Origin of the sequence: Actinomadura sp. CNU-125, from assembly GCF_001942465.1 — a bacterium.
Classification (GTDB): Bacteria; Actinomycetota; Actinomycetes; order Streptosporangiales; family Streptosporangiaceae; genus Spirillospora.
The window spans coordinates 1-10,176 of record NZ_MKJY01000195.1 but is presented as its reverse complement, the minus strand read 5'-3'; the positions used below and the strand labels follow the sequence as shown (position 1 = coordinate 10,176).

Here is a 10,176-nt window from a genome sequence, read left to right as displayed (position 1 = left end):
CTGGAGGCTCGCGCGGTTGCGGCGCGGTCTCGCCCGGGCGCCCGTCGCGGTCGTCGGCTACCGCGCCCGCCGCCCGCCGCCCGCGTCCGGCGGCGTGCTCGCGGTGGTGGGGTTCGGCGGCCGCGCTGGACGAGCGGCTGCGCCCCCGGGACGTCCTGGTCGCCGCCGAGGTCCGGGGCGCGGGGCCGCCGGTGCGGTGCCACCGCCCGGAACGCCCTGGCCGCGGTGCTCGCCGGGGACCTCTGCCGCGGATACCCGCCGGACGGCCCGAGGGTGCTGGTCGGCGTGCTGCTGACCTCCCCGGACGTCGTGAAGGGCGCCGAACGGGCCCGGCTCGCCGCGCAGGGGGCCGCGGCCGTCGACATGGAGACCGCGATCGTCGCCGCGGCGGCCCCCGGGCGTCCCCTCCGCGGCCGTCCGGGTGATCGTGGACGGCCCCCGGCACCCGCTGTGGCGCCCGGGCACGGCTCGTCCGGGGCGCGGCCCGCGCCTGCGGACCCTGGCGCGCGTCGGCCCGGCCCTGGAGCGCTGGGCGGACGCCCCGGGCGGCCGGCCGGAGGTCAGCCCGCCGCGGGAAGGGGCCCGTTGATGTACCGCTGGACGGTCGGGGCGAGGTTCGCGACGAGCGCGTCCACGTCCATCGCGACCACCGGCGGCAGGCGCAGGATGTAGCGGCACAGCGCGACGCCGAGCAGTTGCGTGGAGACCAGCCCGGCGCGCACGGGCAGTTCGGCGGGGTCGGGGACGAGCGGGCCGAGCGCCCCGGTGACCTGGCCGCCGAACACCTCGCGGAGCCGGGCGGCGGCGGCCTCGCCCGTGACGGCGGAGCGGAACAGCACCACCAGGAACTCGTCCGACAGTTCCCCTTCCCAGCGTTCGACGAAGTGCCGGGCGAGCCGCTCGCCGATGCGGTCGGCGGGCCCCTGCGACAGGTCGGGGAGCAGCAGGTCGATGTCGGTCGCGGCGGCGAACAGGCCGTCCTTGCTGCCGTAGTAGCGCATCACCATCGACGGGTCGATCCCGGCGTCGCGGGCGATGGCGCGGATCGTGGCCCGCTCGTAGCCGTCGGCGGCGAAGCGGCGGCGGGCGGCGGCCAGGATCGCCGCCCGGGTCTGGTCGGAGCGCTGGGTGAAAGCCATGCCAACGATTGTAGGCCAACGACTGTTGGCAAAAGACCCGGATTGGGTTAGCGTCGAAGACAACGGACGTTGGCAAACAGACGTTGGCTCAGGAGGCGACCATGTCCGAGCAGCACGGCACCCAGGTATCCGCCACCCCACTCCCCGCCGACACGGACGTGCTCGTCGTCGGCGCCGGGCCCGTAGGGCTCACGCTGGCCGCCGAACTCGCCCGGCGCGGCGCGGACGCCGTCCTGATCGACCGGCAGGCCGAGGGAGCGAACACCTCGCGCGCCGCCGTCGTCCACGCCCGCACCCTGGAGGTGCTGGAAGGCATCGGCGCCGCCCCCGAGCTGGTCGACCAGGGCGTGGCCGTCCCGCGGTTCACCGTCCGCGACCGGGACCGGGCACTGCTCACCATCGGCTTCGGCGGACTGCCCACCGCCTACCCGTACACGCTCATGATCCCGCAGAACCGGACCGAGGAGATCCTCGCCGGACGGCTGCGCGCGGCGGGCGGCCGCGTCCACCGCCCCCACGAGGTCGCGCGCCTCGCGCAGGACGACGACGGCGTCACCGTCACCACCACCGGCGGCGAGACGATCCGCGCCCGCTACGTCGTCGGCGCGGACGGCATGCACAGCACCGTCCGCGAGCAGGCCGGGATCGGCTTCACCGGCGACACCTACGCGCAGTCGTTCGTCCTGGCCGACGTCCGGCTCGACTGGAAGCTGCGCTCCGACGAGGTCATGCTCTACTTCTCGCCCGCCGGCCTGCTGGTCGTCGCGCCGCTCCCGGACGGACGGCACCGCATCGTCGCGACCGTCGACGACGCGCCCGCGCACCCCACCGCCGCCGACGTCCAGGCCCTCCTGGACGAGCGCGGCCCCGCCCGGCGGCCCGCGCGTGGTCGCCGAGGTCGTGTGGAGCTCCCGGTTCCGCGTCCACCACCGGCTCGCCGACCGGTACCGCAGCGGCCGCGTCCTGCTGGCCGGGGACGCCGCCCACGTGCACAGCCCGGCGGGCGGCCAGGGCATGAACACCGCGTCCAGGACGCGGTCGCGCTCGCCGCGCGGCTCGCCGCCGTCCTGGACGGGACGGCCGACGCCGCGAGCCTCGAACGGCTACGAGGCCGAGCGCCGGCCCGTCGCCGCGGGCGCGTGACGTTCACCCACCGGATGACCGGGATCGCCACCGCGCGCGCGCGGCGACGGCGGCGGGCCCGCAACGCGCTGCTGCGGGCCCTCGACCGGGTGCCCGCCGTGCACCGCGCGATGGCGATGAACCTGTCCGAGCTGGCCGTCGACCCGGCCCGCCGGTGACCGGACGGGAAGCGAGAGAAGAGGGGTGCGCCGGGGGTCAGGCGAGCGTGCGGGCGGCCGCGGCGGCCCGCACCTCGGGTTCCTCGGCGACGTCGTGATGCAGGCGTTGCAGGCGCAGGCGCGTGTCGCGGGTGTGGGGCACGAACCGCGCGGCCTCCTCGCGGACGTCCGACTCGCAGTCCCACAGCCCCTCGACGGCGTAGGACTCGGCGGTGTGCGGCGCGGTGCGGACCAGCGCGGTCAGCACGCGGGGCCGCAGATAGGCGTACGTGGACTCGGTCCAAGCGGTCTTCAGCAGCGGGACGGACTCACCGGCGCGCAACCGGCCCAGCCCCTCGACCGGGTTCACCGCCCCGGCCCACTCGCGTTTCTCGACCGTCTCCCGTAGTTCGTCCATCAGCAGGGGAATGTCCCGCCGGGTTCCGTGATGCGCGAGGATCCGCAGTCCCATGTCCGTACACCCGCCCTTCGCGGCGGCCCACGCGCGCGCCCGCGGCAGTGTCTCCGGCCCGTACTGCGACAGCGCGCGGCACACCGCGCCGCGCAACCGGCCCGGCCCCTCCGGCAGCACCTCCTCTCGAGTCGAGCAGCACGAGGGCCCGGCGCCGGCCCAGTTCGAAGACCGCCGGTATCGCGTCCGGCCCGCCGCCTGCTGCGCGACGTCCAGCAGCTCGGTGTCGCTCGAAGCGGCCCGGTCCGGACTCCCGCCCGCGGACGCCCGCGTCCCGCCCGCCCGCGCCGCCGCCCGGGCGGCCTTCGCCTCCTGCGAGCGCGCCCGGTGCCGCGCCCGCGCCTCGGCGATCCGCGGCCGCCGCGCCGCCCACGCGTCGATCACCGGGTTCGGCCCGGCCGTCATGAGGTGCGCGAGGTCGGCGTCGTCGCAGCGCGACTCGACGAGCTCGTCCAGCCCGAGCGTCAGCGCCGGATCGCCGAGCTCGACCAGTTCCACCAGGGCGTCGTGCCAGTGCGAGCCCTCCTCGGCGTACCGGCGCAGCGGCGCGGCCGCCTCCCGCCGGCTGAGCCGCACCAGGTCCGACAGCACCTCCAGCGCGAGCTGCACCCGCCATGGATCCTCGTCCACATGGTCGGACGGATGGAAAAGATGCTCCGCCACCGGCCCCGCCGGCAACTCCAGATCGACCACCAACCGGGCGTAGTACAGCCCACGGGACTCGCACTGCGGGTCCCAGCGGGGATCCCTGCGGATGCAGTCGTAGACGTACTCGCCCGAACCGGGCCTGTCCGCCGCGCGCGCGCGGCCCTGCCGAGTCCTCGCTGCAGCTGACCGTGCAGCGTCCTCGCCGATTCCATCACGACCTCATTGCTCACCTCAGCAGAATGCGCACTGGACCAGATAACGGGCAAGTGCTTTACCGCAGGTAGTCATGTCCGTCACAGCGCCCGCTGTGCTGCCCAGGAGGCGTGCAGGTCCGCGTACACCCCCGGACGGGACGCCAGTTCCGCGTGCGGCCCGCGCTGCACGATGCGTCCCGCCTCGAAAACGATCACCTCGTCGGCGGCCTCGGCCGTGGACAGCCGGTGCGCGATCGAGATCGCGGTGCGGCCGCGCGTCACGCCGTCCAGGGCGCGCTGGATGCGCACCTCCGTCGCCGGGTCGACCGCCGACGTCGCCTCGTCCAGGACGAGCAGGTCCGGGTCGGCGATGTAGGCGCGGGCCAGCGCGACCAGTTGCCGCTCGCCCGCCGACAGCGACTCGCCGCGCTGCCCGACGGGCGTGTCCAGCCCCTTCGGGAGCCCGTCGAGCCAGTCCGCCAGCCCCAGTTCGGTCAGCGCGCGCGCCAGGTCGTCGTCGGTCGCGTCCGGATGCCCGTACCGGATGTTGTCGGCGAGCGTCGCGTCGAACAGGAAACCGTCCTGGGGGACCATCACGATCCGCTCCCGCAGCGACGAGAACCGCACCCGGTCCAGCGGCACCCCGTCCACCAGCACCCGCCCGGACGCCGGGTCCATCAGCCGCGTGAGCAGCTTCGCGAACGTCGTCTTGCCCGACCCCGTCTGCCCGACGATCGCGACGCGGCTGCGCGGCTCGATCGTCGCGTCCACGTCGTGCAGGACCGGCGGCCCGCCCGGGTAGGCGAACCCGACGGACTCGAACCGCACCTCGATCGGGCCGCGCGGCAGCGTCTCGCCGTCCGCGCCCGGGTCGGCGACGTCCGGGACGACGTCGAGCACGCCCAGCACCCGCCGCCATCCGGCGATCGCGTTCTGCGCCTGGTTGAACACCTCGGTCGCGGTCTGCATCGGGCTGACGAACAGCGTCACCAGGAACAGGAACGCCACCAGCTCGCCCGCCGTCAGCTGCCCGGCGACCCCCAGCAGCACCCCGGCGATCACCACCGCGGCGGTCGCGACCGCCGCGACCAGCTCGCTCACCGGGAACGTCAGCGCCACCATCGCCTGCGCCCGCGTCTGCGCGACGCGGTGCGCGTCGACCGTCTCGTCCACGCGCCGCCCGGTGCGCTCCTCCACCGCGTGCGCGCGGATGACCGGCGCGCCCACCACCGACTCGCTCACCGCCGCCAGCAGGTCGCCCATCCGCTCCCGCACCCGCATGTACGCCGCGGAGATCACCCGCTGGAACCGGCGCAGCGCGAACGCCAGCGGCAGGAACGCCAGCCACACCAGCAGCGCGAGCTGCCACGAGTACACCAGCATCAGCACGCTCGCCACGACCAGCTGCCCGATCGAGACGATGAACATCAGCCCGCCGGACTGCATGAACTGGCTGATCTGGTCGACGTCGCCCGTCACCCGCGACACCAGCGACCCGCGCCGCTCCCCGCTCTGGGTGAGCATCGACAGGTCGTGGACGTGCCGGAACGCCTTCACGCGCAGGCTCGCCAGCCCGCCCTCCGACGTCCGGTACAGCCGCACGTTCATCAGGAACGACGCCACGGCCGTCACCAGCACCGCCACCGCGCACACCAGCACCGCCGTGCGGATGAAGCCGATGTCGGGGCCGCCCGGACGCCCGAGGCCCTTGTCGATCGTCTGCTGGACGGCGATCGGCACGACCACCCGCCCCGCCGTCGAGATCAGCGCCAGCAGCAGCGTCCCGGGCAGGCCCGCGGTGAACTCCGGGCTCAGCCGCATCCCGCGCCGCAGCGTGCTCAGCGCGCCCTCGTCCGCCGCGTCGTCGAGACCCGCCGGTGCGTCGATCGTCGTCATCGCAGAGCCCCCTCGCCGCCCTCGACCGCCGTGTCCGCGGTCTCCGCCCGTTCGCCTTCGGTCTGCTCGCCTTCCGTCCGCTCGTAGGCGTTCACGAGGTCGCGGTAGCCCTCGGACGTCTCCAGCAGTTCGGCGTGCGTGCCGCGCCCGGTCACCCGGCCGTGGTCGAGGTACACGACCTCGTCGGCCAGCGCGATCGTCGCCTTGCGGTACGCGACGACGACCACGGTCGAGCCGCCGCCGTCGTCATCGTCGCCGGTCGCGTTCTGCTCGCGCAGGTTCTGCAGGATGCGCGCTTCGACCTGCGGGTCGACCGCCGACGTCGCGTCGTCCATCACCAGCAGCCGCGGCCGCCGGATCAGTGCGCGCGCCAGCACCAGCCGCTGCCGCTGCCCGCCCGACAGCGTCGCGCCCCGCTCGCCGACCCGCGTGTCGAGCCCGTCGGGCAGCGCGGCGGTGAACCCGTCGGCCTGCGCGAGCCGCAGCGCCGCCCAGACCCGCTCGTCCGGCGCGTCCATGCCGAGCGTCACGTTGCCGCGGACGGTGTCGTCGAACAGGAACGTCTGCTGCGGGACGAGCGAGACCGTCTCGGCGACGCCGCCGCGCCGCACGTCTCGCAGGTCGACGCCGTCCAGCAGCACCGACCCGTCCGCCGGGTCCACCAGCCGGACGAGCAGCGACGTCAGCGTCGACTTCCCCGACCCGGTCGGCCCCACCACCGCGACCGTGCGGCCCGGCTCCACCGCGAACGACACGTCGTGCAGGACGTGCCGGGCCCCGCTTCCGTTCCCGCCGCCGGTCCCGCTCAGGTCGGCGTGCTCGTCGGTCTCGTAGGCGAACCGGACGCCGCGGACCTCCATCGCCGCGGCCCGCCCGCCGTTCCCGGCGGGCGCCTCGTCCCCGTACGGCAGCGAACCCGTCGCGTCCAGCACGCCCCGGACCCGCTCCCAGCCGACGACGCTGCGCGGCACCTCCGCCAGCACCCAGCCGAGCGCGCGGATCGGCCACGACAGCAACGTGAACAGGTACGCGACGTGCACCAGGTCGCCCGCGGTCATCGCGCCGGCGTCCAGCCGCAGCGACCCGACCAGCAGGACGGCCAGCACGCCGAGGTTCGGCAGCGCCTCCAGCACCGGGTCGAACAGCCCGCGCAGCCGGCCCACCGCGATGTTGGCGTCCCGCAGCCGGTTCGCGGCCGCCGCGAACCGTTCCGTCTCGGCGCCCTCCCGGCCGAGGGTCTTGACCACCAGGCCGCCCTCGAAGCTCTCGTGCGCCACCTCGCTGACCTCGGCGCGCAGCCGCTGCGCGTGCGTCGCCACCGGCGCCAGGCGCCGCTGGTACACCACGTTCACCAGCGCGATCGCCGGGAAGATCAGGAACCCGACCACGGCGATCGCCACGTCGGTGACCAGGATCGACACCGCCGAGATCAGCAGCATGAACACCACCCCGACGGCCATCGGCAGCGGCGCGATCGGCGCCCACGCCGCCTCCACGTCGGCGTTGGCGTTCGACAGCAGCTGCCCGGTCGGGTGCCGGTGGTGCCAGGCCAGCGGCAGCCGCAGGTACTGCCGGGTCACCTCGCGCCGGTACTGCGCCTGCATCCGGTACTGCATCAACCCCGCGTAGAAGCGGCGCCCGGCCACGCCCAGGGCCTTGAGCGCCGCCACGCCGACGATCGCCGCCGCCGCGGCCGCGAGCGCCCCGGCCGCGGCCCGTCCGTCCTCGAACGCCGGGAGCACGACGTCCTCGGTCACCATGCCGAGCACCTGCGCCGTCGCCACGGTCATCGCCGCGTACAGCGCGCTGGCGAGCACCGACAGGGTGAACACCCGGGGTTCCGCCCGCACGGCGACCCACAGCACGCGCATCCCCTCCCGGAGGACGGACGGGCTGACACGTCTGGACGCAGGCGACACGGCGACTCCTCGATCACGACTGGCGCCCGGGGGGAACGTCCCCCGCGAGCGGACGGCGGGGGCTGCGGGCCCGGATATTGCCTACCATGCGGATACGTCCCTTATTCCCGGAGCGCCCGGCTGGCCCTACGATCGTCTGATGCGAAGCACCGCGCAGGAAGGGCCGGCCCGCCGCGAACGGCGGCTGCTGGCCGACGCGCTGGACGCGGCCGGTCCCGACGCCCCCACCCTCTGCGAGGGCTGGGACGCCCGGGACCTCACGGCACATCTGGTCATCCGGGAAGGACGCCCGGACGCCGCCGTCGGAATACTGCTGCCCCCGCTCGCCTTCTACGAGCGCCGCCTCCGGGACCGCGCGGCCGACGTCCCGTTCGGCAGGCTCGTCGACCGATTCCGGCAGGGCCCGCCGAAGTACTCGCCGTTCGCGCTTCCCGGCATGGAGGAAAACGCGAACGCCGTCGAGTTCTTTGTCCACCATGAGGATGTCCGGCGGACGGGGACGGGGGCCGAGCCCGCGACATCTCGTCCGATCTCGAGGAAGTCCTCTGGCGGAGGATAAAAATTGCCCGCTTTGTCCTAAGAAATGTTCACGTGGAGGTAACGCTCGTCCGGCCGGACGGTCATGCCGCCCGTGTCTCGCGCGCACCCCGGAGCGCCCGCGGCGGCGGCCGGGACGGCGCGGGAGCGGAGCCCGGCGGAGTGCGCGTACACGGCCCGGTCGGCGAACTCGTCCTATGGACGCTCGGCCGCCGGAACGTCGCCGACGTCCGCCTCGAAGGCGACACGGACTCTGTCAAGACCCTGACCGAGACCGGTTGGAGTCTTTAACGGGCAGGTAACGGCAAGGTTCGCCGAGAGGAGAAACCCAGGGCTTGTGGATCCTCCGTTTTACGCGGAACCGGTGATACGGTGGGGCGGTCGGTTGCAGTCGTGGTTCTCGATCGTTAGTCAGACGCCCGCGGACTGATGGCAGCGGGCGTTTTGGCTTTTCCGGGACCGTACCGGGGGGCGAGGGCGTACCGCAGCGACCGCGCCGGGCCCGCGAGGTGTGGGCCCATGTTTTGCCGCAAGGAGAAAGACATGCCCCAGCAGGGCACCGTGAAGTGGTTCAACGCCGAGAAGGGCTTCGGCTTCATCGCCGTCGACGGCGGAGGGCCTGACGTCTTCGTGCACTACTCGGCGATCCAGAGCTCCGGGTACCGCACCCTGGACGAGAACCAGCGCGTCCAGTTCGAGGTGACGCAGGGTAACCGGGGTCCGCAGGCCGACCAGGTCGTCCCCCTGTAACACCCGAAGTCGTACGTCAGGGCCCGTCGCCCCGCTCCCGGGACGACGGGCCCTTTCGTGTCCCCGCCGTAAATGCGTGCCGCGCACCGCGCCGCAGCGGGCACAATGGGGGGCATGCCACTGGACCCCAAGATCGCCGACCGCCTCAAGCGGAGCGCCGACGGTCTCGTCCCCGCCATCGCCCAGCAGTACGACACCGGCGAGGTGCTCATGCTCGGCTGGATGGACGACGAGGCCCTGCACCGCACCCTCACCACCGGCCGCTGCACCTACTGGTCGCGCAGCCGCCGGGAGTACTGGGTGAAGGGCGAGAGCTCCGGGCATCAGCAGTGGGTCAAGTCGGTCGCGCTCGACTGCGACGCCGACACCGTCCTGGTGAAGGTCGACCAGGTCGGCGGCGCCTGCCACACCGGCGACCGCACCTGCTGGGACGCCGACGTCCTGGACGCCGTCGTCGGGGAACGTCCCGCCGACGGCTCATGACACCCGGGCGCGAACGCGGGCTGACCGCCCTGCTGTGCGCCGCCGGCGCCGGGCTGGTCCTGCTCGCCGCCGGGCGCACCTGGGCGACCGTCACGGCCAACGAGAGCATCACCCCGTTCACCCGGGAACTGACCGGAGGCGACCTGGGCGGCGCCCCCGGCGCCCTCGGCTGGGCGGGCCTGGCGGGCCTGGCCGCCCTGTTCGCCACCCGCGGCCGCGTCCGCGCCGCCGTCGGGGCCCTCATCGCCCTGTTCGGCGTCGGCATCGGCTACGCGGCGGCCACGGCCGCCCGCGCCTCCCACGCGGCCGCCGAAGCGGGCGACAAGAGCGCCCTGCTCAAGCTGGGCGCCGACCCGTCCGTGCACGTCAACGCGTGGTGGACGGTGTCGGTCGCGGGCGGCGTCCCTGCTCGTCGCCGCCGGCCTGGTCACGCTCCTGCGCGGCTCCCGCTGGCCCGGCCTGTCCGCCCGCTACGAGCGCACCGCCCCCGCCTCGGCGAAGCCCCGCCCCGCCCCGACGAGCGACGACCCGTCCGCGATGTGGAAGTCCCTCGACCGAGGCGAAGACCCGACGGCCCCCGCCGACCCCCCGACCGCAAGCACCCGTGACCGCGACGACCGGGACCGGGATGACCAGGGCGACCGGGGTCAGAGTCGGGACGTTCGGAACGGTGAGGGCGCGGCCACCGGAAACGGCCGGAAGTGAGCGCGGGCGGCGCGCGGCTCGTCCTGGTTGCCGAGCACGACGCCGCCGTCGCCGAACTGCAGCGCCGCTACCTCGCCCGCGAGGGCCTGCGGGTGCGGATCGAGCCCGACCCCGGACGCGCGCCCGCCGCGGCGGCGCGCGCCGTCCGCGTAG

10 protein-coding genes and 2 pseudogenes are annotated in these 10,176 nt (G+C 74.4%); 7 read left to right on the top strand and 5 right to left on the bottom strand.

Annotated elements, in window-relative coordinates; all coding sequences use genetic code 11:
* Together BJF79_RS61140 and BJF79_RS22355 are read right to left on the bottom strand one after the other, a co-directional pair.
* Nucleotides 1-365, bottom strand: a 365-nt coding sequence (locus BJF79_RS61140; protein WP_262402412.1) for a hypothetical protein, incomplete at its 3' end; no start/stop codon positions are given.
* 195 nt (nucleotides 366-560) lie between these two features.
* Nucleotides 561-1,139, bottom strand: coding sequence for a TetR family transcriptional regulator (locus BJF79_RS22355; RefSeq protein WP_075900183.1), 579 nt, complete (start codon nucleotides 1,137-1,139; stop codon nucleotides 561-563).
* Between the two features lie 101 nt (nucleotides 1,140-1,240).
* On the opposite strand from BJF79_RS22355, the pseudogene BJF79_RS67140 reads away from it, so the two are divergent.
* Both BJF79_RS67140 and BJF79_RS67135 read left to right on the top strand, forming a co-directional pair.
* Nucleotides 1,241-1,984: pseudogene (locus BJF79_RS67140) on the top strand (FAD-dependent oxidoreductase); the annotation flags it as partial.
* 40 nt (nucleotides 1,985-2,024) lie between these two features.
* The gene (locus tag BJF79_RS67135) at nucleotides 2,025-2,282 is read left to right on the top strand and encodes an FAD-dependent monooxygenase (protein ID WP_410050120.1); all 258 of its coding nucleotides are present in this window, start codon (nucleotides 2,025-2,027) and stop codon (nucleotides 2,280-2,282) included.
* A 195-nt stretch (nucleotides 2,283-2,477) separates the two neighbouring features.
* Here the strand turns inward: BJF79_RS67135 and BJF79_RS22345 are convergent, their stop codons facing one another.
* The 3 genes from BJF79_RS22345 to BJF79_RS22335 all read right to left on the bottom strand — a co-directional run bounded on the left by BJF79_RS22345 (nucleotide 2,478) and on the right by BJF79_RS22335 (nucleotide 7,500).
* Entirely contained in the window at nucleotides 2,478-3,500 is a 1,023-nt protein-coding gene (locus tag BJF79_RS22345) for a hypothetical protein (protein ID WP_262402411.1), read from the bottom strand.
* A 332-nt stretch (nucleotides 3,501-3,832) separates the two neighbouring features.
* Nucleotides 3,833-5,629 (bottom strand): ABC transporter ATP-binding protein, encoded by a 1,797-nt coding sequence (locus tag BJF79_RS22340; protein ID WP_075900181.1) that lies wholly within the window; start codon nucleotides 5,627-5,629, stop codon nucleotides 3,833-3,835.
* Nucleotides 5,626-7,500, bottom strand: coding sequence for an ABC transporter ATP-binding protein (locus tag BJF79_RS22335; RefSeq protein WP_075900179.1), 1,875 nt, complete (start codon nucleotides 7,498-7,500; stop codon nucleotides 5,626-5,628). The genes BJF79_RS22340 and BJF79_RS22335 overlap by 4 nt, the downstream gene beginning before the upstream one ends.
* A 187-nt stretch (nucleotides 7,501-7,687) precedes the next feature.
* Here BJF79_RS22335 and BJF79_RS61125 point away from each other — a divergent pair, with 187 nt between their 5' ends.
* From BJF79_RS61125 to BJF79_RS61115, 5 genes and pseudogenes are all read left to right on the top strand, one after another.
* Nucleotides 7,688-8,107 (top strand): TIGR03085 family metal-binding protein, encoded by a 420-nt coding sequence (locus BJF79_RS61125; protein ID WP_143220089.1) that lies wholly within the window; start codon nucleotides 7,688-7,690, stop codon nucleotides 8,105-8,107.
* A gap of 521 nt (nucleotides 8,108-8,628) precedes the next feature.
* A complete protein-coding gene (locus tag BJF79_RS22325; RefSeq protein ID WP_018657218.1) occupies nucleotides 8,629-8,835 on the top strand; it encodes a cold-shock protein in 207 nt (68 codons plus the stop codon).
* A gap of 105 nt (nucleotides 8,836-8,940) precedes the next feature.
* The gene (hisI, locus tag BJF79_RS22320; protein ID WP_075900185.1) at nucleotides 8,941-9,318 is read left to right on the top strand and encodes a phosphoribosyl-AMP cyclohydrolase; all 378 of its coding nucleotides are present in this window, start codon (nucleotides 8,941-8,943) and stop codon (nucleotides 9,316-9,318) included.
* Nucleotides 9,315-9,662, top strand: a pseudogene (locus BJF79_RS61120) (Trp biosynthesis-associated membrane protein); the annotation flags it as partial. The gene hisI and the pseudogene BJF79_RS61120, both read left to right, overlap by 4 nt.
* A 61-nt stretch (nucleotides 9,663-9,723) precedes the next feature.
* Nucleotides 9,724-10,023, top strand: coding sequence for a Trp biosynthesis-associated membrane protein (locus BJF79_RS61115; protein WP_316043418.1), 300 nt, complete (start codon nucleotides 9,724-9,726; stop codon nucleotides 10,021-10,023).
* Nucleotides 10,024-10,176 lie beyond the last annotated feature (153 nt).